The organism is Burkholderia sp. YHN3-13, assembly GCF_055810675.1.
In genome coordinates this window covers 1-26,339 of sequence record NZ_JBVVNQ010000030.1, presented here as the reverse complement: position 1 = coordinate 26,339, position 26,339 = coordinate 1, and the positions used below count along the sequence as shown (strand labels likewise).

General features: G+C 67.7%; 21 protein-coding genes and 7 tRNA genes. 9 read left to right on the top strand and 19 right to left on the bottom strand.

The annotated features are described in order from the left end of the window. Window positions 1-305 precede the first annotated feature (305 nt). On the top strand, window positions 306-1,613 hold the full coding sequence (gene aceA, locus AC0KUR_RS35510) for an isocitrate lyase (protein WP_124610100.1): 1,308 nt from the start codon (window positions 306-308) through the stop codon (window positions 1,611-1,613). 204 nt (window positions 1,614-1,817) lie between these two features. Here the strand turns inward: aceA and AC0KUR_RS35505 are convergent, their stop codons facing one another. Both AC0KUR_RS35505 and AC0KUR_RS35500 read right to left on the bottom strand, forming a co-directional pair. After that, on the bottom strand, window positions 1,818-2,252 hold the full coding sequence (locus AC0KUR_RS35505) for a universal stress protein (protein WP_034188874.1): 435 nt from the start codon (window positions 2,250-2,252) through the stop codon (window positions 1,818-1,820). Between the two features lie 129 nt (window positions 2,253-2,381). Then, window positions 2,382-3,317 carry a LysR family transcriptional regulator gene (locus AC0KUR_RS35500; RefSeq protein ID WP_301741542.1) on the bottom strand — a complete coding sequence of 312 codons (936 nt, stop codon included), beginning with the start codon at window positions 3,315-3,317 and terminating at the stop codon, window positions 2,382-2,384. A 154-nt stretch (window positions 3,318-3,471) separates the two neighbouring features. On the opposite strand from AC0KUR_RS35500, the gene AC0KUR_RS35495 reads away from it, so the two are divergent. Beyond that, the gene (locus AC0KUR_RS35495) at window positions 3,472-4,233 is read left to right on the top strand and encodes a haloacid dehalogenase type II (RefSeq protein WP_473377209.1); all 762 of its coding nucleotides are present in this window, start codon (window positions 3,472-3,474) and stop codon (window positions 4,231-4,233) included. A 67-nt stretch (window positions 4,234-4,300) separates the two neighbouring features. Then, window positions 4,301-5,893: a malate synthase A gene (gene aceB / locus AC0KUR_RS35490; RefSeq protein ID WP_343727426.1), complete on the top strand. Its 1,593-nt coding sequence runs from the start codon at window positions 4,301-4,303 to the stop codon at window positions 5,891-5,893. Between the two features lie 123 nt (window positions 5,894-6,016). Here aceB and AC0KUR_RS35485 read toward each other — a convergent pair whose 3' ends face one another. Next, a complete protein-coding gene (locus AC0KUR_RS35485) occupies window positions 6,017-6,433 on the bottom strand; it encodes a gamma-glutamylcyclotransferase family protein (RefSeq protein ID WP_034188877.1) in 417 nt (138 codons plus the stop codon). A gap of 255 nt (window positions 6,434-6,688) precedes the next feature. Between AC0KUR_RS35485 and AC0KUR_RS35480 the strand changes: the two genes are divergently transcribed. After that, on the top strand, window positions 6,689-7,567 hold the full coding sequence (locus AC0KUR_RS35480; protein ID WP_034188878.1) for an AraC family transcriptional regulator: 879 nt from the start codon (window positions 6,689-6,691) through the stop codon (window positions 7,565-7,567). A gap of 23 nt (window positions 7,568-7,590) precedes the next feature. Here the strand turns inward: AC0KUR_RS35480 and AC0KUR_RS35475 are convergent, their stop codons facing one another. The 9 genes from AC0KUR_RS35475 to gltX all read right to left on the bottom strand — a co-directional run bounded on the left by AC0KUR_RS35475 (window position 7,591) and on the right by gltX (window position 10,962). Then, window positions 7,591-8,055, bottom strand: a complete 465-nt coding sequence (locus tag AC0KUR_RS35475) for a GNAT family N-acetyltransferase (protein WP_034188879.1) — start codon at window positions 8,053-8,055, stop codon at window positions 7,591-7,593. Window positions 8,056-8,392: 337 nt separating this feature from the next. Further along, window positions 8,393-8,469 (bottom strand) — tRNA-Asp (locus AC0KUR_RS35470). A 73-nt stretch (window positions 8,470-8,542) separates the two neighbouring features. Next, a tRNA-Glu gene (locus AC0KUR_RS35465) sits at window positions 8,543-8,618 on the bottom strand. Between the two features lie 65 nt (window positions 8,619-8,683). Further along, a tRNA-Asp gene (locus tag AC0KUR_RS35460) sits at window positions 8,684-8,760 on the bottom strand. Between the two features lie 79 nt (window positions 8,761-8,839). Continuing rightward, window positions 8,840-8,915: transfer RNA gene (locus tag AC0KUR_RS35455), tRNA-Glu, on the bottom strand. Between the two features lie 63 nt (window positions 8,916-8,978). Then, window positions 8,979-9,055: transfer RNA gene (locus AC0KUR_RS35450), tRNA-Asp, on the bottom strand. A gap of 81 nt (window positions 9,056-9,136) precedes the next feature. Continuing rightward, window positions 9,137-9,212 (bottom strand) — tRNA-Glu (locus AC0KUR_RS35445). 137 nt (window positions 9,213-9,349) lie between these two features. Then, window positions 9,350-9,425 (bottom strand) — tRNA-Ala (locus AC0KUR_RS35440). Between the two features lie 127 nt (window positions 9,426-9,552). Continuing rightward, the gene (gene gltX, locus AC0KUR_RS35435) at window positions 9,553-10,962 is read right to left on the bottom strand and encodes a glutamate--tRNA ligase (RefSeq protein ID WP_034188880.1); all 1,410 of its coding nucleotides are present in this window, start codon (window positions 10,960-10,962) and stop codon (window positions 9,553-9,555) included. 279 nt (window positions 10,963-11,241) lie between these two features. On the opposite strand from gltX, the gene AC0KUR_RS35430 reads away from it, so the two are divergent. Continuing rightward, window positions 11,242-12,156: a patatin-like phospholipase family protein gene (locus AC0KUR_RS35430; protein ID WP_034188881.1), complete on the top strand. Its 915-nt coding sequence runs from the start codon at window positions 11,242-11,244 to the stop codon at window positions 12,154-12,156. A gap of 135 nt (window positions 12,157-12,291) precedes the next feature. On the opposite strand, the gene AC0KUR_RS35425 is transcribed toward AC0KUR_RS35430, so the two are convergent. The 6 genes from AC0KUR_RS35425 to AC0KUR_RS35400 all read right to left on the bottom strand — a co-directional run bounded on the left by AC0KUR_RS35425 (window position 12,292) and on the right by AC0KUR_RS35400 (window position 19,354). Next, the gene (locus AC0KUR_RS35425; protein WP_034188882.1) at window positions 12,292-12,966 is read right to left on the bottom strand and encodes a C40 family peptidase; all 675 of its coding nucleotides are present in this window, start codon (window positions 12,964-12,966) and stop codon (window positions 12,292-12,294) included. Between the two features lie 128 nt (window positions 12,967-13,094). Further along, a complete protein-coding gene (locus AC0KUR_RS35420; protein WP_473377208.1) occupies window positions 13,095-14,717 on the bottom strand; it encodes an ABC transporter ATP-binding protein in 1,623 nt (540 codons plus the stop codon). Next, a complete protein-coding gene (locus AC0KUR_RS35415; protein WP_034188884.1) occupies window positions 14,714-15,811 on the bottom strand; it encodes an ABC transporter permease in 1,098 nt (365 codons plus the stop codon). Before AC0KUR_RS35415 ends, AC0KUR_RS35420 begins: the two co-directional genes overlap by 4 nt. A 48-nt stretch (window positions 15,812-15,859) precedes the next feature. After that, a complete protein-coding gene (locus AC0KUR_RS35410; RefSeq protein WP_034188885.1) occupies window positions 15,860-16,903 on the bottom strand; it encodes a microcin C ABC transporter permease YejB in 1,044 nt (347 codons plus the stop codon). Window positions 16,904-16,954: 51 nt separating this feature from the next. Beyond that, window positions 16,955-18,838 (bottom strand): extracellular solute-binding protein, encoded by a 1,884-nt coding sequence (locus AC0KUR_RS35405; RefSeq protein WP_473377207.1) that lies wholly within the window; start codon window positions 18,836-18,838, stop codon window positions 16,955-16,957. A gap of 150 nt (window positions 18,839-18,988) precedes the next feature. After that, window positions 18,989-19,354: a hypothetical protein gene (locus AC0KUR_RS35400; RefSeq protein WP_034188887.1), complete on the bottom strand. Its 366-nt coding sequence runs from the start codon at window positions 19,352-19,354 to the stop codon at window positions 18,989-18,991. Between the two features lie 296 nt (window positions 19,355-19,650). On the opposite strand from AC0KUR_RS35400, the gene AC0KUR_RS35395 reads away from it, so the two are divergent. The 4 genes from AC0KUR_RS35395 to AC0KUR_RS35380 all read left to right on the top strand — a co-directional run bounded on the left by AC0KUR_RS35395 (window position 19,651) and on the right by AC0KUR_RS35380 (window position 25,810). Continuing rightward, on the top strand, window positions 19,651-22,869 hold the full coding sequence (locus AC0KUR_RS35395) for an efflux RND transporter permease subunit (protein WP_034188990.1): 3,219 nt from the start codon (window positions 19,651-19,653) through the stop codon (window positions 22,867-22,869). Beyond that, the gene (locus tag AC0KUR_RS35390; protein ID WP_473377206.1) at window positions 22,859-24,034 is read left to right on the top strand and encodes an efflux RND transporter periplasmic adaptor subunit; all 1,176 of its coding nucleotides are present in this window, start codon (window positions 22,859-22,861) and stop codon (window positions 24,032-24,034) included. Before AC0KUR_RS35395 ends, AC0KUR_RS35390 begins: the two co-directional genes overlap by 11 nt. After that, window positions 24,027-25,442 (top strand): efflux transporter outer membrane subunit, encoded by a 1,416-nt coding sequence (locus AC0KUR_RS35385; protein ID WP_124670786.1) that lies wholly within the window; start codon window positions 24,027-24,029, stop codon window positions 25,440-25,442. The genes AC0KUR_RS35390 and AC0KUR_RS35385 overlap by 8 nt, the downstream gene beginning before the upstream one ends. Before the next feature lie 110 nt (window positions 25,443-25,552). Beyond that, a complete protein-coding gene (locus AC0KUR_RS35380; protein WP_124609704.1) occupies window positions 25,553-25,810 on the top strand; it encodes a DUF4148 domain-containing protein in 258 nt (85 codons plus the stop codon). A gap of 73 nt (window positions 25,811-25,883) precedes the next feature. Here AC0KUR_RS35380 and AC0KUR_RS35375 read toward each other — a convergent pair. Further along, a partial coding sequence (locus AC0KUR_RS35375; RefSeq protein ID WP_473377205.1) for a response regulator transcription factor occupies window positions 25,884-26,339 on the bottom strand: 456 nt, incomplete at its 5' end.

Below are 26,339 nucleotides of genomic sequence, written 5' to 3'. Positions count from 1 at the left end.
CCGACATTTCACGATGCGAAAAATTTTTTTGCGTCGTAAAAAATCATGTTGCACGGCACAACCGGTGCGATTGCGGGATGGGAAAAAGCATTTCTTATCTCGAAATGATAAATATAAATCGTTGATTTAAAACGGTTAAAAATTTACCCGATCCCGTGCAAAGCCCCCTGTTTCGCGCCTGCCGATTTGCCTAGACTCTTATACAAGACTTCACGAAACGGAATGGCACGCGCCCCGCTTCGCGAACCGCATCACGACCGTCAGATTCGGCGCATTCGGCAATACACCGCATCAAGGAGCTCATCATGTCGCGTCAGCAACAGGCACTGGAACTGCAGAAGCAATGGGAAACCGATCCGCGCTGGAAGGGCATCAAGCGCGGCTACTCGGCGGAGGACGTCGTCCGCCTGCGCGGCTCGGTCCCGATCGAGCACACGCTGGCCAAGCGCGGCGCGGAAAAGCTGTGGGGCCTCATCAACAACGAACCGTTCGTCAACGCGCTCGGCGCGCTGACCGGCAACCAGGCGATGCAGCAGGTGAAGGCCGGCCTGAAGGCCATCTACCTGTCCGGCTGGCAAGTGGCCGGCGATGCGAACGTCGCGGGAGAAATGTACCCGGACCAGTCGCTGTACCCGGCGAACTCGGTGCCGCTCGTCGTGAAGCGCATCAACAACACGCTGACGCGCGCCGACCAGATCCAGTGGTCGGAAGGCAAGAACCCGGGCGACGAAGGTTATGTCGACTTCTTCGCACCGATCGTCGCCGACGCGGAAGCCGGTTTCGGCGGCGTGCTGAACGCGTTCGAGCTGATGAAGGCGATGATCGAGGCCGGCGCATCGGGCGTCCACTTCGAGGACCAGCTCGCGTCGGTGAAGAAGTGCGGCCACATGGGCGGCAAGGTGCTGGTGCCGACGCGCGAAGCCGTCGCGAAGCTGTCGGCCGCGCGTCTCGCGGCCGACGTGATGGGCACGCCGACTGTGCTGGTCGCGCGTACCGACGCGGAAGCGGCCGACCTGATCACGTCCGACGTCGACGACAACGACAAGCCGTTCCTGACCGGCGAGCGCACGGTGGAGGGCTTCTTCCGCACCAAGCCGGGCCTCGGGCAGGCGATCTCGCGCGGCCTCGCGTACGCGCCGTACGCCGACCTGATCTGGTGCGAAACCGGCAAGCCGGATCTCGAGTACGCGAAGAAGTTCGCGGAAGCGATCCACAAGCAGTTCCCGGGCAAGCTGCTGTCGTACAACTGCTCGCCGTCATTCAACTGGAAGAAGAACCTCGACGACGCGACGATCGCGAAGTTCCAGAAGGAACTCGGTGCGATGGGCTACAAGTTCCAGTTCATCACGCTGGCCGGCTTCCACGCGCTGAACTACTCGATGTTCAACCTCGCGCACGGCTATGCCCGCACGCAGATGAGCGCGTTCGTCGAATTGCAGCAGGCCGAGTTCGCGGCCGCCGACAAGGGCTTCACGGCCGTCAAGCATCAACGCGAAGTCGGCACCGGCTACTTCGACGCGGTGACGCAGACGGTCGAGCGCGAAGCGTCGACGACCGCGCTGCACGGCTCGACCGAGGACGAACAGTTCTTCGACGGCAAGAAGGTCGCGTAACACGCGCAAACGCCGCGCCGGGGCGCGCCTCGTCACGGCGCGGCGCCGGCCACCGGACAACAATCAGGGAGGAGACGGCAGGCGCGCGATGCGAATCGCGCGACCGGCCGCGCGGCCTGCGGGCCGCCTGCAACGATGCGCGCCGGCTTCGTCCGGCGCGCCCTTTTTTGCGACGCTGCCCGCCCGGCCGAGGGCGGCACCGCCCTACCGATAAACGATCACCGGAATTTTCGTATGGGTCAGCACGCGCTGCGTCTCGCTGCCGATCAGCAGGCTGCCGAGCCCGCGGCGTCCGTGGGACGCCATGAAGATCACGTCGCAACCGCCGCGTTCGGCCGCCTCGATGATGCCGAGATACGGCGACGGATGCACGCTCGTCCACGTGTCGCAGACGACACCGGCCGCCCGCGCGGCCGCTTCGACCTCGCCGAGATGCGCGCGTGCCTCGCGCTCGCTGCGCGCGCGGAAATCCGCGGGCGGTTCGATGATCACTTCGGAAAACGGCGAGTACGGGTACTGCGGCAGGCACGCGTAGGCCGTCACGCGCGCGCCGACCGCGCGCGCCAGGTCGATCGCGCCGTCGATCGCCTTCTGCGACAGTTCGGAACCGTCGGTTGGAACGAGGATGTGCCGGAACATCGCGCCCTCCTTCGTCAATCGCACGCCGCGCGCCGCGAACCCGTCCGGACCGGCCGCGACGCATCGGAGATGCCTCTTACGATTGTAGTGCGCGAAATCGCCCGACCGGCACCGGCAGCGGGTTCGCCCTCATATCGGAAACGCGCGGGCGCGCGCCGCCTGCTCGCCCCAATAACCGGGCTGCTCGTAGGTGTGCTTCAGGTAATCGAGAAACAGGCGCACGCGCAGCGGCAGATGACGGCGCTGCGGAAACACCGCGTGGATGCCGATCGGCGGCGCGGCAAACGCGTCGAGCACGCTGACGAGCCGGCCGGCCGCGATGTCGTCGCCGACCTCCCACCACGAACGCCATGCCAGGCCGTAACCTTCGAGGCACCACTCGTGCAGCACCGCGCCGTCCGAGCATTCCATCGTGCCGTTCACGCGGATCGACACGACCTTGTCGCCCTCCTGGAACGTCCAGCCGCGCTGCTGGTTCGCGTTCGCCGCGAGCGCGAGGCAGTTGTGCCGTGCCAGCTCCGCGAGCGTGACCGGCGTGCCGCGCCGCGCCAGATAGGCGGGAGACGCGACGCAGACGCGGCGGTTCTCGCCGAGCTTCAGCGACACGAGCGACGAATCGGGCAGCTCGCCGAGCCGCACCGCGCAATCGAACCCCTCGTTGACGAGGTCGACCATCCGGTCGGACAAGTCGAGCGTGACCGATACGTCCGGATGCCCGACGCTGAATTCGGGCACGAGCGGCGCGACGTGCCGCCGGCCGAAGCCGGCCGGCGCGGAAATCCGCAGGTGGCCGCTCGCCTTGACGCCGCCGGCCGACACGCTCGCCTCCGCGTTCTGCATGTCGTTGATGATCCGCTGGCAATCCTCGAGAAACGCCGAGCCTTCGAACGTCAGCGTGAGCTTGCGCGTGGTGCGCACCAGCAGCTTCACGCCGAGCCGCTCCTCGAGCGCGTCGAGGCGGCGGCCGATGATCGCCGGCGCGACCCCTTCCGCGTGCGCGGCCGCCGACAGGCTGCCCTTCGCCGCGACCGCGGCGAACGTTTCGATCTGCTTGAACCGGTCCATGAGTCGCAAGGACGGCACCGCCGTCCGTCAAATAGCTTGAGCCGCTCGAGATTAGGTATATGAAAGTAAAAGATCAAGTGATGAATAGCGTCTTTTTTAGACCATACGATCACGAATAGAATCGATCCGACCTCTGAAACTGGAGCGCAAGGCTATGTCGGCCACAACGACACTCTCCTCTCCCGACGCCATCCTCTTCGACGCATTCGGCACGTTGTTCGACGTCCGGGCGGTCCTGGCCGCGGCGGAGCAGATGTTTCCCGGACACGGGGAACGGTTGTCGCAGCTGTGGCGACGCAAGCAAATCGAATACTCGCAGCTGCGCACGCTCGCCGATCCGGGCGGTGCGCACTATCGCCCGTTCCGGGACGTCACGCTCGACGCGCTGCGCTTCGCCGCGCGTCGGCTCGGGCTTGCGCTGAACAGCGCGGCCGAGAAGCGGCTGATGGACGAATACGCGTGCCTGTCCACCTATCCCGACACCGTGCCCGCGCTGCGCAAGCTGCGCGCGCTCGAACCGCGCCCGCCGCTCGGGATCCTGTCGAACGGCACCCCGCAGATGCTCGACATCGCGATCAAGAGCGCCGGCATGTCCGGACTGTTCGATCGCGTGCTGTCGGCCGACACGGCGCGTGCGTACAAGCCGAGTCCGGCCGCCTACGCGCTCGGCACCGCCGCGTTCGGGTCGAACCCGCGCGGCATCGTGTTCGTGTCGTCGAACGCGTGGGACGTCGCCGGTGCCGTCTGGTTCGGCTACACGACGTTCTGGCTCAACCGTACGGGCGCGCCCGCCGAGGAACTCGGCGCGCCGCCCGACGGCACGGGCACCGGCATGGCCGATCTGCTCGCCTTCCTCGCCGCCCCGGCTCCGTCCGGCAGGCCCGCAAACCGCACGCGCCCCGGCCCGGGCGCATGACGTTCGCGGCGCTGCCGCCTTCCCCCTTCACCGAAACCGCAACTGACCGACCAAGGAGATGAGACTCATGAGCACCCCGATCACGCTGCCGCAAGGCATGACGATCACCGGCGAAATCAAGCCGGGTTACGAAGCGATCCTGACGCCCGCGGCACTGGAACTCGTCGCCGCGCTGCACCGCGCGTTCGAACCGCGTCGCCAGACGCTGCTGCAGGCGCGCGTCGAGCGCACCAAACGCCTCGACGCGGGCGAGCGCCCCGACTTCCTGGCCGAAACGAAGTCGATCCGCGAAGGCGACTGGAAGGTCGCGCCGCTGCCGGCCGACCTGCAATGCCGCCGTGTCGAGATCACGGGGCCCGTCGAGCGCAAGATGATCATCAACGCGCTGAACTCGGGCGCCGATTCGTACATGACGGACTTCGAGGACTCGAATGCGCCGAGCTGGACCAACCAGATCGACGGCCAGATCAACCTGAAGGACGCGGTGCGCCGCACGATCTCGCTCGAGCAGAACGGCAAGTCGTACCGGCTGAACGACAAGGTCGCGACGCTGATCGTGCGTCCGCGCGGCTGGCACCTCGACGAGAAGCACGTGACGGTCGACGGCCAGCGCGTGTCCGGCGGCATCTTCGATTTCGCGCTGTTCCTGTTCCACAACGCGAAGGAACTGATCGCGCGCGGCTCGGGCCCGTACTTCTACCTGCCGAAGATGGAAAGCCATCTCGAGGCGCGCCTGTGGAACGACATCTTCGTCGCCGCGCAGGAAGCGGTCGGCGTGCCGCGCGGCACGATCCGCGCGACGGTGCTGATCGAGACGATCCTTGCCGCGTTCGAGATGGACGAGATCCTGTACGAACTGCGCGAACACAGCTCGGGGCTGAACGCCGGCCGCTGGGACTACATCTTCTCGGCGATCAAGAAATTCAAGAACGACCGTGACTTCTGCCTCGCGGACCGTTCGAAGATCACGATGACGGTGCCGTTCATGCGCGCGTACGCGCTGCTGCTGCTGAAGACCTGCCACAAGCGCAACGCGCCGGCGATCGGCGGGATGAGCGCGCTGATCCCGATCAAGAACGATCCGGAAGCGAACGACAAGGCGATGGGCGGCGTGCGCTCGGACAAGCAGCGCGACGCGACCGACGGCTACGACGGCGGCTGGGTGGCGCACCCCGGCCTCGTGCCGATCGCGATGGAAGAGTTCGTCAAGGTGCTCGGCGACCGGCCGAACCAGATCGCGAAGCAGCGCGACGACGTGCAGGTCGAAGGCAGCAACCTGCTCGACTTCCAGCCGGAAGCGCCGATCACCGAGGCCGGCTTGCGCAACAACATCAACGTCGGCATCCACTACCTCGGTGCATGGCTCGACGGCAACGGCTGCGTGCCGATCCACAACCTGATGGAAGACGCGGCCACGGCCGAGATCTCCCGCTCGCAGGTGTGGCAGTGGATCCGCTCGCCGAAGGGCGTGCTCGACGACGGCCGCAAGGTCACGGCCGAGCTCGTGCGCGCATTCGCGAAGATCGAGCTCGACAACGTCAAGCGCTCGGTCGGCGGCAACACGCAGCCGTACGAGCGCGCCGCGGCCATCTTCGAACAGATGTCGACGTCGGAAGGCTTCACCGAATTCCTGACGCTGCCGCTGTACGAGGAAATCTGACGCCGCGACACGCAGCGACCGGCGGCCTGCCACGCGTCGCCGCCCGTCCCCTGCGATGACCGCAAAAAAGCGCCCTGCGGGGCGCTTTTTCATTTGACGCGAATCCGGCTGCCGCCGGAACGCTCACGCGGTTTCCTGCTCGCGTCGGTGCTGGGCCCAGTCACCCGATTCGATACGCGGACGCCCGGCGACCGCATGCGCGGCGATCGGATAATACAGGCATGCATACTGCCGGCCGCCCAGCGCGACGGTCACTTCTTCCGGCTTGAACAGCGAGTCGACGCCCGGATAGACGCGCTCGATCTCGTCGAGCACGGGGACGAGTCGCTCGTCGACCTCGTAGACATCGCCCCAGACCAGCGACTTGCCGGACACCGGCCCGGCGATCATTCCCGGATACGTGCCGAAATCGTACAGCTCGCCCGGCAGCGCGGCCGCGCCCAGCAGCGTCGGCGCCGCGATTCCGTGCCGTGCGGCCGCATGGCCGATGTCGTTGGCTTGTCCGGCACGCAAGGTGCCGTAGACGAATACGTAACGCATCGTGGTTCTCCTCTTCGATTCGTGATTGCCGTGTTCGCGCGCTTTACATGAAAATGCGCCTGCCACGATAGACCGCGATACCGGCCGGATGGTTCGAAGCCGCCGGCGCTCGCAGCGGCGGCCCGCTGCCCGGGAAGCGCCGGCGCCCACACAACGTTCATTTGAACACGGCATGATCGCCCGGGAAACCGCCGCATGCGCACGCGCTGCGCCTTCTAAAATAACGGCATCGCCGCCGCGCTGCCCGAACCGCCCATGAATCCGCCCGTCCAAGCCGACGCATCGAACCCGTACGACGTCATCGACATTCCGCCCGAATTCGCGCCGACCGCCGTCCATCCGATGCGCGTGCGCGCGCGGCAGGTCGACGCCGGCCGCCGCATCCCGCTGCATACGCACGCGTGGGCGCAGCTCGCGTATGCGTCGCGCGGCGTGCTGCGCGTCGCGACGACCGGCACGACGTGGATGGTGCCGCCGTCCCGCGCGATCTGGGTGCCGCCGCACGTGACGCACGAGGTCGTGATCGTCGAGGAGGCCTATCTGCGGACGCTGTATATCGACGAGTCGATCGTGCCGGACGGGCTCGACGCGTGCCGCGTCGTCGAGGTGACGGGGCTGCTGCGCGAGCTAATCGTCGCGCTCGACGCACGCGACCTGAGCGCCGCGCGCGAGCGGCTGCTGTGCGGCCTCGTGCTCGACGAGCTGAGCCACGCCGAACCGCTGCCGCTCGCGGTGCCGATGCCCGACGAGAAGCGTCTGCGCATGCTGTGCGAATCGGTGCTCGCGCACCCGGCGCATGCGGAGTCGCTCGAACACTGGGCGAGCGAGGTCGGCGCGAGCACACGCACGATTTCGCGGCTCTTCAAGCAGGAGCTGGGCGTGAGCTTTTCGCAGTGGCGCCAGCAGGCGCTGCTGGCGCGGGCGATCCCGCTGCTGAACCAGGGGCGCCCGCTGTCGCATATCGCGCGCGAACTCGGCTACCAGAGCCAGAGCGCGTTCTCGGCGATGTTCCGCCGTGCCTTCGGTCAAAGCCCGCGCGCGTTCATGCTGCGCGGCTACGAGCATCGCGGCGCGGAAGGCAGCCTCGCGGAAGACGAAACACCCGACGACAACGCGATCGACGCGGCTCGCTGACCGCGCGCCGCATCGCCAGACCTTCAGACCGGCCGCACCATGTGGCGGATCGAGCCCAGCTGCGAGAGCCGCGGCCCGGCGACCCGGTAGCCCATGCGCAGGTAAAGGCGCGCGGCGGGATTGTCGACGAACACGCGCAGCTGCAGTTCGTGCAGCCCGCGCGCACGCGCCCAGCGATGCGACATGTCGAGCATGTAGGTGCCGGCCCCCTGCCCGCGATGGCCGGCCGCGATCTGCACGTCGCGGATGTGCAGCGAATCGCCTTCCTCGGTCACGCGCAGCACGCCGATGCGCTCGCCGTCGGCCTCGAGGATGAAGTTCTCGGATTCACGCCAGCTCGCGTAGAACAGGTCGCTGCGCCACACGAGTCCATGGCGCTTGTAATAGCCGCCCATGTTGCCGTGCGTCAGCGCTTCGGCGAACGGGAAATCGCCGGGTTCCGCGGGCCGGAGCTGATACAGGAGTCGCAGGTCGGTCGGGTCGAGCATCACGCAGGGGTCAAGAACGCATCCCGCCACGATAACGCAGTCGCGCGCGGATGCAATCGCGAATTTCTCGTAGCGGTGGGCGGGTGCGCGACCGGTGATATGCGCGACGACGATGCAAATGAAAAAGCCCGCGCGAGGCGGGCTTCTTCATTTTTTGGCGGAGCGAACGGGACTCGCCTACATCCTGCAGGCCGCGGATGCGCGTGCACGCGCATCCCTTCGAGTCCCGCCGGAAGCCGCGCAGGCGGCTTCCTCCGCTCCGCGGTCACGCGCCCGCCAGCGGGCGCGACGACGATGCAAATGAAAAAGCCCGCACGAGGCGGGCTTCTTCATTTTTTGGCGGAGCGGACGGGACTCGAACCCGCGACCCCCGGCGTGACAGGCCGGTATTCTAACCGACTGAACTACCGCTCCAGTCTTGCTGCTTGCCTGGCAGGCGTCGGTTACTTCCTGCCGGCGCATCGTTTGTTCGAACGACGCCGAAATCTGGCGTCCCCTAGGGGATTCGAACCCCTGTACTCACCGTGAAAGGGTGATGTCCTAGGCCTCTAGACGAAGGGGACAACGTACTGCTTACATCCTTAACGAGAAAGCCCGTTCAAAAACGTTCTTTGAACGGGCTTCGTTCTGGCGGAGCGGACGGGGCTCGAACCCGCGACCCCCGGCGTGACAGGCCGGTATTCTAACCAACTGAACTACCGCTCCAGCTTTCTGCACCACCGCCTGCAGGATCTCGTCACGTTCCTGCACGCGTTGCGACACTTCGATGAAACGCCGCTGAATCTGGCGTCCCCTAGGGGATTCGAACCCCTGTACTCACCGTGAAAGGGTGATGTCCTAGGCCTCTAGACGAAGGGGACAACGTACTGCTTACATCCTTAATACAAAAGCCCGCTCAAAAACGTCTTGAACGGGCTTCGTTCTGGCGGAGCGGACGGGACTCGAACCCGCGACCCCCGGCGTGACAGGCCGGTATTCTAACCGACTGAACTACCGCTCCAGCTTTCTTACCCAACCCGCAGGACGTCGGTTACGTTCCTGCAAGCCTCGCGACACTTCTACGACGAAACGCCGCTGAATCTGGCGTCCCCTAGGGGATTCGAACCCCTGTACTCACCGTGAAAGGGTGATGTCCTAGGCCTCTAGACGAAGGGGACATGATCTTTTCAGATCCGTCTGACTTTCGCTATTCACTTCTGGTCAACAGCGAAGGCCGAAATTCTAACTGCTTTGAATCATTTTGTGAAGCATTTATTACCACCACTGCTTCGCAAATCAACTCAGCTTGTTCTGTTGGTGGAGGTAAGCGGGATCGAACCGCTGACCTCTTGCATGCCATGCAAGCGCTCTCCCAGCTGAGCTATACCCCCTTGCAGAACAGAAATGAGATTATATGGACCTACTTTGAACTTGTAAATACCCTTTTTGCGATTCGCGCGAAATATTTTGCGAAGCTGCCGCGCACCCGCACGCGGACAGCTTCGTCGACGCACGACCTCAGGCGAGCGCGGCCTCGATGCGCGACACCACGACGTCGCGACCGAACAGCACGAGCACCGCATCGATCGACGGCGTATGCGTCGTGCCCGCCACCAGCAGACGCACCGGCATCGCGAGCTGCGGCATCTTCAGCTTGTGCGTGGCAAGCGTCGCCTTCAGCGCGGCCGACACCGCTTCCTTCGTCCAGTCGGCCGCCTTCAGCGCGGCGGCGAGATCGGCCAGCGCCGGGCGCACCGCATCGGTCACGTGCTGAGCAAGTGCGTCGGCTTCCGGTGCCGGCACCCGGTAGAACATCGTCGCGCCTTCGGCGATCTCCTTGACCGTCGTCGCGCGATCCTTCATCAGGCCGACCACCGCGTCGAGCGCCGGACCCGTCGCGATCGCCGCGTCGTCGATGCCGAGCGCGTCGAGGAACGGCTTCGCGAGTTCGGCAAGGCGCGCGTTGTCGGCTTCCTTGATGTAATGCGCGTTCAGCCAGCTCAGCTTGCTGTGGTCGTACTGCGCGGGCGACTTGCCGAGATGCTCGAGATCGAACCATTCGACGAACTGCTCGCGCGAGAAGATCTCGGCGTCGCCGTGCGACCAGCCGAGGCGTGCGAGATAGTTGACGACCGCCTCCGGCAGGAAGCCCGCGTCGCGGTACGCCATCACGCTCATCGCGCCGTGCCGCTTGCTCATCTTCTCGCCCTGCTCGTTCAGCACGGTCGGCAGGTGCGCGTAGACGGGCGGCTCGCCGCCGAGCGCATTCAGGATGTTGATCTGGCGCGGCGTGTTGTTCACGTGGTCGTCGCCACGGATCACGTGCGTGATGCCCATGTCCATGTCGTCCACCACCACGCAGAAGTTGTAGATCGGCGTGCCGTCGGGGCGCGCGATCACGAGGTCGTCGAGTTCCTCGTTCGAGATCTCGACACGCCCCTTCACCGCGTCGTCCCACACGACCGTGCCCGTCAGCGGATTGCGGAAGCGCAGCACGGGCTTCACGCCGGCCGGCGGCTCCGGCAGCACCTTGCCGGGCTCCGGACGCCACGTGCCGTCATAACGCGGCTTCAGGCCGGCTTCGCGCTGGCGTTCGCGCAGCGCGTCGAGTTCCTCGGCCGACATGTAGCACGGGTAGGCGAGGCCCTTCTCGAGCATCTGTGCGAGCACTTCGCGATAGCGGTCCATCCGCTGCATCTGGTAGATCGGGCCTTCGTCGAAATCCAGGCCGAGCCATTGCATCCCCTCGAGGATCGCATCGACCGCTTCCTGCGACGAACGCTCGACGTCGGTATCCTCGATGCGCAGCACGAACGTGCCCTTCATCTTGCGGGCGAATGCCCACGGATACAGTGCGGAGCGGATGTTGCCGAGGTGAATGAAGCCGGTGGGACTCGGCGCGAAGCGGGTACGGACAGGACGGGTCATAAACGGTAACTCGAACGCCTGGGGCGCATGAATGATTCGACGCGGGACGGCGGCGGCAGCCCGGACAGCAACGGAGCCGGCGACGCCCGGAACGGGAAAGAAGCCGGAATTATACTCGCGCCGGACATCGCGCCAAGCGCGCCGCTTGCTTTATGATGTGCGCGCCGCGGCCGCCAGCCGGCGCGGCGCCGGCCGCCCGGAACCTGCCGCGCGGCCGCTCGAAACCTATCGCCGCCGCGGGCCGTGTAACCCGCCGCCAAGCCGCCGGAGAACCATTCGATGTCGTCCCCTCGCCTGTCGCGCCGCCACTTCACGATCGCCTGCGCGTCCGCCAGCCTCGCCGCCTGCACGTCATTCGGCGACAAGTCCCGCCCCAACCCGGCCCAGTCGCAGGAAAAGCCCGTGAAGATCGGCATCGCGCTCGGCGGCGGTGCCGCGCGCGGCTTCTCGCACATCGGTGTGCTGAAGGCGCTCGAAGCGCGCGGCATCCCGGTCGAGATCGTCGCCGGCACGAGCGCGGGATCGGTGGTCGGCGCGCTGTATGCGTCCGGCATGAGCGCGCTGCAGATCAACAAGATCGCGCTCGACATGGACCAGGCGGCCATCAGCGACTGGGCGCTGCCGTTCCGCTCGCGCGGCCTGCTGCAAGGCGTCGCGCTGCAGAACTTCCTGAACAAGACGCTCAACAACCGGCCGATCGAGAAGATGGCGAAGCCGCTCGGCGTCGTCGCGACGGATCTGCAGAGCGGCCAGCCGATCCTGTTTCAGCAGGGCAACACGGGCCTCGCGGTGCGCGCGTCGTGCAGCGTGCCGTCGGTGTTCGAACCGGTGAAGATCGGCAATCGCGAATATGTCGACGGCGGCCTCGTGAGCCCGGTGCCCGCGTCGTACGCGCGCAAGATGGGCGCGAGCTTCGTGATCGCGGTCGACATCTCGGCGCGGCCGGACGGCGCGGCAACCAACAACCCGATCGAGATGCTGCTGCAGACCTTCACGATCATGGGCCAGACGATCAAGACCTACGAGCTCGACAAGTACGCGGACGTCGTGATCCGCCCGAACCTCGCGGCGATGGGCGGCAGCGACTTCAACCAGCGCAACGCGGCGATCCTCGCGGGCGAGGAAGCGGTCGCGCGGATCATGCCGGAACTGCAACGCAAGCTCGCGGCCGCGCGCGGCGTGGCTGCCGCGTAAGCCCGGCTGTCGCCGCAACGGGCGGCCCGGGCCGCCGCCCCGCGACCCGCCTCGCCACCAACGCCGGCCCCAAAAACGAAAAACCCTGCCGCCTTTCGGTGACAGGGTTTTTCCGGTCCGACCGACCGGCGAACGTCAGTTGTTGCCGTTCGCCGAATCGTCGCCGATCGTCGCGCGCACGCGCCGCAGGTCTTCCGGCTTCATCGCCGGGAATTCCGATTCGATGCGGCGCGCGCCGGTGAACCGCTTTTCCCAGTAGCCGCTGTCGAGATCGTCGACGCGAACGGTGCTGCCCGTCGACGGCGAGTGCACGAACTTGTTGTCGCCGATGTAGATGCCGACGTGCGAGAACGTACGGCGCATCGTGTTGAAGAACACCAGATCGCCCGGCTTCAGGTTGCTCATGCTCACCTTCTCGCCGACGCGGCTCATCTCTTCCGCGCGACGCGGCAGCGACATGCCGAGCGTGTCCTGGAACACGTAGCGGACGAAGCCGCTGCAGTCGAGGCCCGAATCCGGCGAGTTGCCGCCCCAGCGATAACGCACGCCGATCATGTTCAGCGCGCCGACGACCACGTCGCCCGCCTTGCCGGCCATGCCGGCGAGGAACGACTTCGCGCCGCCGCTCGACGGCTGCGTGCTGGCCTGCTGGAGGGAGGAACCCGACCCGATCTGAGTCGAATTGGTGACATTCTGGTTAAAACTGCTGACTTCGTCGGCGAACGCGCCGGGAGCTGCTGCGAACAGGGCGCCGATGAATAGCCCGGCGATGGTGCGCGCGCATGCCTGGGTCAGGGATCGATGCTGCATTGGTCGATGGAATGTGCTTAAAAATCAGCTGATTGGCGGAAAATTTCGGTCGATACTAGCCAGCGCGTAATCGTTTGTCAAAACAAATTAATAAATACAATCGAGATGATCAGACCATTGGACGCCTATCACGCTTTCCAGACCGCTTTCAACAGCTTTTGTGTGTAAGGATGTGACGGTCTCGCGAAGATGTCGGACACGTCCCCCGACTCGACGACGGCGCCGCCCTGCATCACCGCGACGCGGTGCGCCATCGCGCCGATCACCTCCAGGTCGTGGCTGATGAACACGTAGCCGAGGTTGTATTTCTGTTGCAAATTCGCGAGCAGCTTCAGCACCTGCTGCTGGATCGACACGTCGAGCGCCGACGTCGGCTCGTCGAGGATCAGGATCCGCGGCTCCAGCACCAGCGCCCGCGCGATCGCGATCCGCTGGCGCTGGCCGCCCGAGAATTCGTGCGGATAACGCTGCAGCACCGTGCGGTCGAGGCCCACCTCGCGCAGCACCGCGAGCGACTTCGCGCGGCGCGCGTCGGGCGTCATGTCCGGGCGATGCAGTTCGAGCCCCTCGCCGACGATCCGCTCGATCGTGTGACGCGGCGAAAGCGAACTGAACGGATCCTGAAAGACCACCTGCATGTTCGAGCGCAGCGCGGTCTGCTCGCGGCCGCGATAGCTCGACAGCGCGCGCCCCTGGAATTCGATCTCGCCGCCGGCCGTCTTCTGCAGCCCGAGCAGCGCCATCGCGAGCGTCGACTTCCCCGACCCGGATTCCCCGACGATGCCGAGCGTCTCGCCCTGCCGCACCGACACCGACACGTCGGCGACGGCCGTCACCGGCACCGTGCCGAACCAGCCCGCGAAACCCGGCCGCTTGCGCGCGAACTGCACGCTCACGTGCCGCGCGTCGAGCACGACGGGCGCGATCGGCATCACCGGCATGACCGTGCGCTGCGGCCGGCTGTTCAGCAGCCGCTGCGTATATGGATGCTCGGGTTGCGCGAAGATCCGCTCGACCGGCCCGCTCTCGACGAGCCGGCCATGCTCCATCACCGCGACGCGCTCGGCGAAATGCCGCACCAGATTCAGGTCGTGCGTGATCAGCAGGATCGCCATCCCGCGCTTTTCCGCTTCCTCGCGCTGCAGCTCCAGCAACAGGTCGACGATCTGCGCGCGGATCGTCACGTCGAGCGCGGTGGTCGGCTCGTCGGCAAGCAGCAGCCGCGGCCGGCACGCGAGCGCCATCGCGATCATCGCGCGCTGCCGCTGGCCGCCCGACAACTGGTGCGGATAGCTGTCGACGCGCCGGTCCGGCTCCGCGATGCCCGTGCGCGCGAGCAGCGCGATCGCGCGCTTGCGCGCCTCGACGGCCGAGACGCCGTCGTGCAGCACGATCGTCTCGCCGATCTGCACGCCGATCGTATACAGCGGGTTGAGCGCCGTCATCGGCTCCTGGAAGATCATCGCGATGTCCGAGCCGCGCAGCCCGCGCATCTCGCGCTCGCTCCTGGTCGAAAGGTCCTGCCCCGCGAAGCGGATCGCGCCGCTGACCTCGGCGTCGCGCAGCAACCGCAGGATCGACAGCGCGGTCACGCTCTTGCCGGAACCCGACTCGCCGACGAGCGCGACGCGCTCGCCGCGGCCGATCGCCAGCGTCACGTCGTCCACCGCGACCGTGTCGCCGAAGCGCACGCGCAGATGCTCGAGCGACAGCAGCGGCTCGCGCTGCGTCGATACGGTCGGCTCGCTCATCGCTGCCCTCCCGCCGCGCGCACCGAATCGGCGATCCGCGTGTCGAGCGCATTGCGCAGCGCATCGCCCATGAAGGTCAGCAGCAGCAGCGTCGCGACCAGCACGCCGAACGTCGACAGCGAGATCCACCACGCGTCGAGGTTGCCCTTGCCCTGCGCGAGCAATTCGCCGAGGCTCGGCGTCGGCGGCGGCACGCCAAGCCCGAGGAAATCGAGGCTCGTGAGCGCGAGGATCGAGCCGCTCATCCGGAACGGCAGGAACGTGATCACCGGCGTGAGGCTGTTCGGCAGCACGTGGCGCCAGATGATCTGCCAGTTCGTGAGCCCCATCGCGCGGGCCGCGCGCACGTAGTCCTGCGTGCGGTTGCGCAGGAACTCCGCGCGCACGTAGTCGGCGAGCCCGATCCAGCCGAACAGCGACAGCAGCACGATCAGCAGCAGGAAGCTCGGCTCGAAGATCGACGCGAAGATGATCAGCAGGTACAGCTCGGGCAGCGAGCTCCAGATCTCGATCAGCCGCTGCCCGACGATGTCGATGCGCCCGCCGAAGAAGCCCTGCACGGCACCCGCGGCGATCCCGAGCAGCGTGCCGATCACGGTCAGGATCAGCCCGAACTCGACCGAGATGCGAAACCCGTAGACGAGCCGCGCGAGCAGGTCGCGCCCCTGCGCGTCGGTGCCGAGCCAGTTCTCGCGCGACGGCGGCGCCGGGTTCGGCACGTTCGAGAAGTAGTTCAGCGTGTCGTAGTAATAGCGGTTCGGCGGATAGACGACGAAGTTGCCGGGCGCCTCGAGCCGCTTGCGCACGTACGGATCGAGGTAGTCGGCCGGCGTCGGGAAATCGCCGCCGAAGGTCGTTTCCGGATACGCATGGAACATCGGGAAATAGGTCTGGCCGTCGTAGCGCACGACGAGCGGCTTGTCGTTCGACCACAGCGGCGCCGCGAGGCTCGCGGCGAACGCGACGACGAAGATCACGAAGCTCCAGTAGCCGAGACGCTGCTGCCTGAAGCGCTGCCACACGCGGCGCGCGGGCGACGGCGACACGCGCGCACGCGCGGCGTCGATGCGGGATGACGCGACGGCCCGGTTCATCGCGCCCCTCGCCCGATCACGCCGGGCATGCGAATGGATCGTTTCATGTCAGCGTTCCAGGTTGTCGAATTGAATGCGCGGATCGACCCACACGTAGCAGAGATCGGAGAGCAGCTTGGTCGCGAGCCCGATCAGCGTGAACAGGTACAGCGTGCCGAGCACGACCGGATAGTCGCGCCGCACGACCGACTCGTACGACAGCAGCCCGAGGCCGTCGAGCGAGAACAGCGTCTCGATCAGCAGGCTGCCGGTGAAGAACGCGCCGATGAACGCAGCCGGGAAGCCGACGATCAGCGGCAGCATCGCGTTGCGGAACACGTGCTTCCACAGCACGCTGCGCTCGGAGAGCCCCTTCGCGCGCGCGGTCAGCACGTATTGCCGGCGGATCTGGTCGAGGAACGCGTTCTTCGTGAGCATCGTGACGACCGCGAAGCTGCCGACGACCGACGCCGTGATCGGCAGCGCGATGTGCCACAGGTAGTCGAGCACCTTGCCGACGAGCGACAGCTGCGCGAAATTGTCCGACGTGAGGCCGCGCAGCGGAAAGAGCTGCCAGAACGAGCCGCCGCCGAACAGCACGAGCAGCAGCACGCCGAGCACGAAACCCGGGATCGCATAACCGACGAGCACGACGAGGCTGGTCGCGACGTCGAACGGCGAACCGTTGCGCACGGCCTTCGCGATGCCGAGCGGCACCGAGATCAGGTACGTGAGGAAGAAGGTCCACAGCCCGATGCTGATCGACACGGGCAGCTTCTGCACGACCAGCGACCACACGCTCTGGTGGCGAAAGTAACTGTCGCCGAGATCGAAGCGCGCGAAGCGCTTGAGCATCAGCCAGTAGCGTTCGAGCGGCGGCTTGTCGAACCCGTACAGCGCCTTGAGCTGCGCGAGCTGCTGCGCGTCGACGCCGGTGTGCGCGCGCATGCCGAACGGCACCGCGCCCTGCTCCGTCGCGCCCTTGCGCAATTCCTGCACGGCCTGCTCGACGGGGCCGCCCGGCACGAACTGGATCACCGCGAACGTCAGCGTCAGCACGCCGACGAGCGTCGGGATCATCAGCAGCAGGCGTTTGAGGATGTAGCTCCACATAGGGCGTCGACTCGTGATCGGTTGGGCGATTGGACGAAAGGCGGGTGCGGGTCAGTGATCGGGCTTCGCCCACCAAGTCGACACGACCCAGCCTTCGGCCGAATAGTACAGCGGCAGCGTCTGCGGATAGGCGAGCGAGCGCTTGTAGGCGATCCGGTGCGTCGTGCTGTACCACTGCGGCACCGCGTAGTAGCCGTGCATCAGCACGCGGTCGAGCGCGTGCGTCGCGTCGAGCAGATCCTCGCGCGTCTGCGCGGTACCGAGCGCGTGCAGCAATGCGTCGACGGCCGGCGACTTCAGCCCGATGAGGTTGTCGGAGCCCGGCTCGTCGGCGAACTTGCTCGCGTAACGCGAATATTGCTCGGCGCCCGGCACCTGCACGCCCGGCAGGCGGATCGTCGTCATGTCGTAGTCGAACGCGTCGAGACGCTTCTGCAACAGCGCGAAATCGGCCGTGCGAAAACGTACGGCGATGCCGAGCTTCGCGAGGTTGCGCTGGTACGCGGTCACGACGCCTTCCATCGCGCCCCCCGCATCGTCGAGGATCTCGAACGCGAACGGCTCGCCCTTCGCGTTGCGCAGCGCGCCGTCGCGATAGGTCCAGCCGGCCTGCGCGAGCAATGCGCGCGCCTTCAGCAGGTTCGCGCGCAGCGAACCCGGCGGATTCGTGTCCGGCTGCGTGACCATCGGGCCGAACACGGCCGGATCGAGCTGCGCGCGCAGCGGCTCGAGCAGCTTCAGCTCGCCCTCGCCCGGCATGCCGGTCGCCTGCAGGTCGGTGTCGGCGAAATAGCTGTCGAGGCGCGTGTACGCGCTGTAGAACAGCTGGCGGTTCAGCCATTCGAAGTCGAACGCGAGGTCGAGCGCCTGGCGCACGCGCGCGTCGCGAAACAGCGGACGGCGCAGGTTCATGAAGAAACCCTGCATGCCGGCGCCGTTGTGCTGGCGAAATTCGCGCTTGACGAGCTCGCCGCTGTCGAAACGCTTGCCGACGTCGCGCCGCGTCCAGTTGCGCGCGATGTACTCGACGAGCACGTCGTATTCGCCGGCCTTGAACGCCTCGAGCCGCGCGACGCCGTCGCCGTACAGCTTGTAGACGATCCGCTCGAAGTTGTTGGTGCCGATCCGCACCGGCAGGTCGGCGCCCCAGTACGCGGGGTTGCGCCGATAGGTGATCGTGCGGCCATTGTCGTAGCGCTCGATCAGATACGGGCCGCTGCCGATCGGCTGCTCGAACGCGAGCTGGTCGAACGGGATGCGCGAGCCGTCCGCGCGCACGCCCCACTTGCGCGAGAACACCGGCACGCCGCCGGCGATCAGCGGCAGCTCGCGGTTCGAGCTGCGGAACTCGAAGCGCACGGTGGCCGGATCGACCACCACGGCCTTCGCGATTTCCGCGAAATACGCGCCGAACTGCGGCGCGGCCTGCTTGCTCTTCAGCGTATCGAACGAAAACTTGACGTCGTCGGCCGTGACGCGATCGCCGTTCGAGAAACGCGCGCGCGGATTCAGGTGGAACGTGACCGCACGACGATCGGGCGCGACGTCGATGTCGTCGGCCAGCAGCCCGTAGGCGGATGCCGGTTCGTCCGAGCTGCCGGTCGCAAGGCTCTCGAACAGCATGTCGATGCCCGGCGCCGGATTGCCGCGCATCGTGAACGGATTGAACTTGTCGAACGACGTCAGCCGGTTCGGGTTCGCGAGCACGAGCGTGCCGCCCTTCGGCGCATCGGGGTTGACGTAGTCGAAATGCTTGAAACCCGGCGGATACTTCGGCTCGCCGTACTGCGCGATCGCATAGGCCGCGTGCGCGGCCGGCGTGGTCAGCGCGGCGCATAGCGCAAACGCCGCGGCCGCGCGGCCGGCAGCCCGTACGGCACGCAGCGCGCCGGAACCGGCCCGCACGGCGGCGGCCCGGGGCGAACCCTTCGTCATAGAGGCCCTGTCGGTCGAATGAGGGTAGTAACGTGGGACGATTCTACCCATTCAATCGGCCGGGCCAAAAGAAAACCGCCACGCGGGCGGTTTCCGGTCTTGTTGACGGGCAGACGGCGCGCACGCGTCACGCGCGCACACCGCGCCATATCAGCGCCAGCCGTTGTGGCGACCGTTGTCCCAGTGACCGTGACCGCGGTCCCAGCCGGGACGCCCGCCATGGTGGCGATACCAGTCGTCGCGGCCCCAGTAGCGGCGGCCGTCCCAGTAGCGGTCGCCGTGCCAGCCGATCACGATCGCCGGTCCCGGCGCGTACACGGGCGCCGGCGCATACACCGGCGCAGGCTGGTAGACGACCGGCGGCGGGGGCGGCGGCGCATACACGGGCGCGGGCGCGACGTAGACCGGCGCCGGCACGCCGACGTTGATCCCGACATTGACTCCCGCCATTGCTGCGCCCGACACGAGCAAGGCCGTCATACCGGTCAAGAGCGAGGCAACACGCAAGGTCTTCATGGATTCCTCTTCTGGTTGTGTCATGTGTGACTGGACTATAACGGCAAGCCCCGCCTCCGCATATTTCAAGTTTGTAAGAACTGATGCGTCACATCGCAACGGAAAGCCCGCGCTAACGTCTTGTAACAATCGGCGCCCGTCCGCCCCCGCCGTGCCCTTTCCTAAAACTTCTTTCATCCTGCCTCGCGCCCGGCGTTAAGCGCCGCCTCGCACACTGCGCGAGCCGGATCGGGCGCCCGCCACGCTTCGGCACTTTGCTGACAGGCCGGCGCCCCGCGCCGGCGGAGACCTCGCCGATGCTGAAACTCGTCCGACTCGCGCTCGCGCGCCCCTACACGTTCATCGTCCTCGCGCTGCTGATCCTGATCGCGGGGCCGCTCGCCGCGCTGCGCACGCCGACCGACATCTTTCCCGACATCCGGATCCCGGTCATCAGCGTCGTATGGAACTACGCGGGCCTGCAGCCGGCCGACATGTCCGGGCGCATCGTCACGTATTACGAGCGCACGCTCGGCACGACGGTCAACGACGTCGCGCACATCGAGTCGCAATCGTTCCGCAGTTTCGGGATCGTCAAGATCTTCTTCCAGCCGAGCGTCGACATCCGCACCGCGACCGCGCAGGTCACGTCGATCTCGCAAACCGTGCTCAAGCAGATGCCGCCCGGCACCACGCCGCCGCAGATCCTCAACTACAACGCGTCGACGGTACCGGTGCTGCAGCTCGCGCTGACCAGCGACACGCTGAACGAACAGCAGCTCGGCGACTACGCGACCAACGTGATCCGGCCGCAGTTGCTGTCCGTCGCGGGTGTCGCGATTCCGTCGCCGTACGGCGGCAAGGTGCGCCAGGTGCAGATCGACCTCGACCCGCAGGCGCTGCAGGCCAAGGGGCTGTCCGCGCAGGATGTCGCGACCGCGCTCGCGCAGCAGAACCAGATCATCCCGGCCGGCACGCAGAAGATCGGCGGCTTCGAATACAACATCCGCCTCAACGACAGTCCGCTGACCATCGACCAGCTCAACGCGCTGCCGATCCGGACGGTTAACGGCGCGGTGATCTTCATGCGCGACGTCGCGCATGTCCGCGACGGCTTTCCGCCGCAGGGCAACATCGTGCGCGTCGACGGCCGCCGCGCGGTGCTGATGAGCGTGCTGAAAAGCGGCTCGGCGTCGACGCTCGACATCATCGCGGGCGTCAAGGCGCAGTTGCCGCGCATCGAGGCGACGCTGCCGCCGTCGCTGCGGCTCGTCGTGATGGGCGACCAGTCGGTGTTCGTCAAGGGCGCCGTGAGCGGCGTCGCGCGCGAAGGCCTGATCGCCGCGGCGCTCACTTCCGCGATGATCCTGCTGTTTCTCGGCAGCTGGCGCTCGACGCTGATCATCGCCGCATCCATCCCGCTCGCGGTGCTGGCGGCGATCGCCGCGCTGGCGGCCGCGGGCGAGACGCTCAACGTGATGACGCTCGGCGGGCTCGCGCTCGCCGTCGGCATTCTGGTCGACGACGCGACCGTCACGATCGAGAACGTCAACTGGCACCTGGAGCAGGGCAAGGACGTGCGCAGCGCGATCCTCGACGGCGCGTCGCAGATCGTCGCGCCGGCCTTCGTGTCGCTGCTGTGCATCTGCATCGTGTTCGTGCCGATGCTGCTGCTCGACGGCGTCGCGCGCTTCCTGTTCGTGCCGATGGCCGAAGCCGTGATCTTCGCGATGATCGCGTCGTTCGTGCTGTCCCGCACGTTCGTGCCGATGATGGCCCGTTACCTGCTGAAACCGCATGCCGCCCATCCGGCCGCCGTGCTCGCGCCGCACGGCGCGCCGTTCGCGCCGCCGCGCGCACGCAATCCGCTCGTCGCGTTCCAGCAAGGCTTCGAACGCCGCTTCGCCGCGCTGCGCGCCGGCTACCGCGTCGTGCTCGGGCTGGCCCTCGCCCACCGCGGCCGCTTCGTCGCACTATTCCTCGCCGCGGTCGCCGTGTCGTTCGTGCTGGTGCCGGGGCTCGGCCGCAATTTCTTCCCATCGGTCGACTCGGGCGAGATCGCGATCCACGTGCGCGCACCGATCGGCACGCGCATCGAGGAAACGGCCGCGCTGTTCGACCGCGTCGAGCGCACGGTGCGCGGCGTCGTGCCGCCGCGTGCGCTCGCGAGCATCGTCGACAACATGGGCCTGCCGAACAGCGGGATCAACCTCACGTACAGCAACAGCGGCACGATCGGCCCGCAGGACGGCGACATCCTCGTGTCGCTCACCGGCGACCACGCGCCGACGGCCGGCTACGTGAAGCAACTGCGCACCGCGCTGCCGCGCGCGTTTCCGGGCGTGACGTTCTCGTTCCTGCCCGCCGACATCGTGAGCCAGATCCTCAACTTCGGCGCCCCCGCGCCGATCGACGTGCAGGTGACCGGCCCCGACCGGGCAGCCAACCGCGCGTACGCGACCGAGTTGCTGCGCCGCATCCGCACGGTACCGGGCGTCGCCGATGCGCGCGTGCAGCAGGCGTCGACCTATCCGCAGTTCACGGTGTCGGTCGACCGCGCGCGCGCCGCGCAGCTCGGCGTCACCGAGCAGGACGTCACCAATGCGGTGGTCGCCAGCCTGTCCGGCACGAGCCAGGTGTCGCCGACCTACTGGCTCGATCCGCACAACGGCGTGTCCTATCCGATCGTCGCGCAGACGCCGCAGTACCGGATGACGTCGCTGTCGGACCTGCGCGCGTTGCCCGTCACGGGCCGCACGGGCGCCCCGCAACTGCTCGGCGGCCTCGCGACGATCGTGCGCGGTCAGACCGACGCGGTCGTCTCGCACTACGACATCGCGCCGCTGTACGACATCTTCGCAACGACGCAGGATCGCGATCTCGGCGCGGTCAGCGCCGACATCGAACGCGTGCTGCGCGCGAATGCCGCCGGCCTGCCGAAGGGCTCGCGCGTGACCGTGCGCGGCCAGGTGCAGACGATGAACGGCGCATTCGGCGGACTGCTCGCCGGCCTCGCCGGCGCGGTGCTGCTGATCTACCTGCTGATCGTCGTGAACTTCCATTCGTGGCGCGACGCGTTCGTGATCGTGAGCGGGCTGCCCGCGGCGCTCGCCGGCATCGTCTGGATGCTGTTCGTCACGCGCACGCCGCTGTCGGTGCCGGCGCTGACGGGCGCGATCCTGTGCATGGGGGTCGCGACCGCGAACAGCATCCTCGTCGTCACCTTCGCGCGCGAACGGCTCGCGCACACCGCCGACGCGGCCGTCGCCGCGCTCGAGGCCGGCTTCACGCGCTTTCGGCCCGTGATGATGACCGCGCTCGCGATGATCATCGGCATGGCGCCGATGGCGCTCGGTCTCGGCGACGGCGGCGAACAGAACGCCCCGCTCGGCCGCGCGGTCATCGGCGGCCTGCTGTGCGCGACCGTCGCGACGCTGGTGTTCGTGCCGGTCGTGTTCAGCCTCGTCCACCGGCGCGATCGCGCGCCGCGCCCCGAATCCCTTTCCGTCACTCCGGGAGAACAGCATGTCCACTGAATTCGAAGTCCGTCCCCCCGGCACGCCGCGCTACCTGAAGCCGCTCGCGATCGCAGGCGCCGTCGCCGCGCTCGCGGTCGCGGCCGCCGGCGTCCTCGCCCGCGTGCACGACGCGCACGCGGTCGCCGCGTGGACCGCGCAGCAAGCGATCCCGACCGTCGCCACGGTCGCGCCGCAGCCGGCCGCGGCCGACGCACTCGTGCTGCCGGGCCGGCTCGACGCCTATGTCGACGCCCCGATCTACGCACGCGTGCCGGGCTACCTGCATGCGTGGTACGCGGACATCGGCGCGCACGTGAAGGCGGGCCAGCTGCTTGCGTCGATCGACACGCCCGATCTCGACCAGCAGTTGCAGCAGGCCCGCGCGGACCTGCAAAGCGCGAGCGCGAACGAGCGGCTCGCCGCGATCACGGCCGCCCGCTGGGCCGAGATGCTTGCGCAGGATTCGGTGTCGCAGCAGGAGGCCGACGAGAAACGCAGCGACCTCGATGCGAAACGCGCGGCCGTCGCCGCGCGCACCGCCGACGTACGGCGGCTCGAAGCGCTCGAATCGTTCAAGCGGCTCACCGCGCCGTTCGACGGCGTCGTGACGGCCCGCAAGACCGACGTCGGCGCGCTGATCGACGCGGGCAGCGGCAACGGCGCCGAGCTCTTCACCGTGTCGGATGCGCGGCGACTGCGGCTGTACGTCCACGTGCCGCAGGACGACGCGGCCGCGATCCACGCGGGCATGCAGGCCGTGCTGACCGTACCCGAGCGCCCGGGCCAGACGTTCGACGCCACGCTCGCGGATTCCGCGCAGTCGATCGACCCGGCGTCCGGCACGCTGCTCGCGCAGTTTTCGATCGCCAATCCGGCGGGCACGCTCTTTCCCGGCGAATACGCGCAGGTGCGGCTTGCGATGCCCGGCGCCGCGCATGCGCTGACGATTCCGGCCAGTACGCTGATCTTCCGCCACGACGGGTTGCAGGTCGCTGTGCTCGACGCGAACGGGCATGCGAGGTTGCGCAACGTGTCGATCGCGACCGATCTCGGCACGCGCGTCGAGATCGCCTCGGGACTCGCGGCCGGCGATCGCGTGATCGACAATCCGCCCGATTCGCTCGCGGACGGCGACCCTGTACGCATCGCCGGCACCGCCACGACGGAGCACGCGCATGGCTGACCGACTGCTTGCCGCATGGCTGGGCAGCATCGCGCTGCTCGCCGGCTGTTCGCTCGCACCGGCCTACCGCGTGCCGGCCGTTCCGGTGCCGGCCGCGTTTCGCGAAACGGGCCCGTGGGTCGATGCCGCGCCGGCCGACCGCCTGCCGCGCGACGGCTGGTGGCGCGTGTACGGCGACGCGACGCTCGACCGGCTCGAACCGCTCGTCGCACGCGCGAATCCCGACCTCGCGGCCGCCGTCGCGCGGCACGACGAGGCGACCGCGCTGTTCGACGAAGCGCATGCGGCGTTGCTGCCGAGCGTGGGTATCGAAGCCGAACCCGACCGCGACCGGCAGTCGGCGCGCCGGCCGCTGCGCGGCAGCGGCCAGCCCGACGTCTACGAGTCGAACACGCTCGAAGCCGGCATCGGCTACGACGTCGATCTGTGGGGCAAAGTCCGCAATACGGTCGCGGCCGGCCGCGACGACGCGCAGGCGGCCGACGACGATCTCGCGTCGGTCCGGCTCAGCCTGCAGGCCAGCGTGGCCGCCACCTACTTCGACCTCGCGGGCCTCGACCGCGAAGCGGCCACGCTCACGCAAACGATCGACACGTATCGCCGCGCGTGGCAACTCACGGTCAGCCGTCATCGCGGCGGCCTCGCGTCGGGGCTCGACGTGTCGCGCGCACGGACACAACTCGCGCTCGCCCGGGCACGCGCCTCCGACATCGCCGCCCGCCGCGCACTCGACGAACACGCGATCGCCGCGCTCGTCGGCGCATCCGCGTCGACGTTCACGCTGCCGCCCGTCGCGGCGCTGCCCGGCGTGCCGGCGATTCCGACCGGCCTCGCGTCGACGCTGCTCGAACGCCGGCCGGACATCGCCGCCGCCGAACGTCGCGTCGCGGCGGCGAACGCGCGAATCGGCGTCGCCCGCGCCGCCTATTTCCCCGACCTGTCGCTCGGCCTCGCTGCCGGCTTCCAGAGCGATACGTTCTCGCCATGGCTCGCCGCGCCGAACGAGATCTGGTCGATCGGGCCGCGTCTCGCGGCGACGCTGTTCGACGGCGGCCTGCGCGCCGCGGGCGTACGCAAATCACGTGCGCAATTCGCCGAGCAGGGCGCGCGCTATCGCGCCGTCGTGCTGCAGGCATTCCGGGAAGTCGAGGACGATCTCGCGCTGCTGCACCGCCTCGGCGACGAATCCGACCAGGACGACGCGGCGCTCGTCGCGGCGCGGCAGTCGCTCGCACTCGCGATGTCGCGCTATCGCGACGGCGCGGTCAGCTATCTCGACGTGGTCACGGCGCAGACGACCGAACTCGATACGCAGATCGCGTCGCTCGATGCCGACGCGCGACGCCTGCAGGCATCCGTCGGGCTCGTGCGCGCGCTCGGCGGCGGCTGGCACGGCACGCATTCATGAACGTTTCTTCATCGGCGCGCCCGGCGCCCGCACGGGCGCGCCCGATAACGTGGTGCCTGCCGGCATCGCCATCACGTCACCGGCTACTGTCACTTGAAAAGGACCACGCCATGAAGACCCTGATGTTCACCTCCCTCCTCTGCGCCCTCTGCGTCACGTTGCCCGGCCGGGCCAGCGCGATGCCGCCCGCCGCGGCGACCGCACCACACACGTTCGCGTCGGCCGCACCCGCACCGCTGCCGTCGCGACCGGCATGGACGGCCTCGCCAGCCGCGCCGCTCACGCGCGCGCAGGTCTATCGCGAACTCGTCCACGCCGAACGCGACGGGCAGCTCGCGCAACTCAACCGCGAACTGTATTCGCACTGACTGCACGCACACGGACGTGTCGCGCGACGCGCGGCACGCCTGCGCTCGTGGCACACAACGCGCTACCGCGCCGTCATCCGCCCGCGTCGAACCTGAACCCGAATCGCGCGACGGTCTCGATGCGGGCGGTGAATGCGTGGGCGGCCAGCTTGCGCCGTAACCGCACGACCAGCGCATTGACCGTTTCGGGTTCGATATCGGCGTCGCCCCATGCATAACGCAGCACGGCGTCGCGCCCGACCGGCCGGCCCGATTCGCGCAGCAGGCATTCGACGAGACGGAATTCCCGCGCACTGAGCGCGAGCCGCCTGCCGTGCTCCTCGAGCGCTCGCGTCGCCGCGTCGAGCCGGACCGGCTCGCGCGTCCCGATCGCGCCGGTCCGGCGCCACAGCGCGCGCAACCGTTCGTGCAGCTCGACGAACGAACACGGATGGGCAAGACACACGTCGCACCCGGCCTGCAGCATCCGCGCGCGCTGCACGGGCGTGGCGCCGGTGACGATCGCGGCGATCGTCGCGCCGCCGGCCGA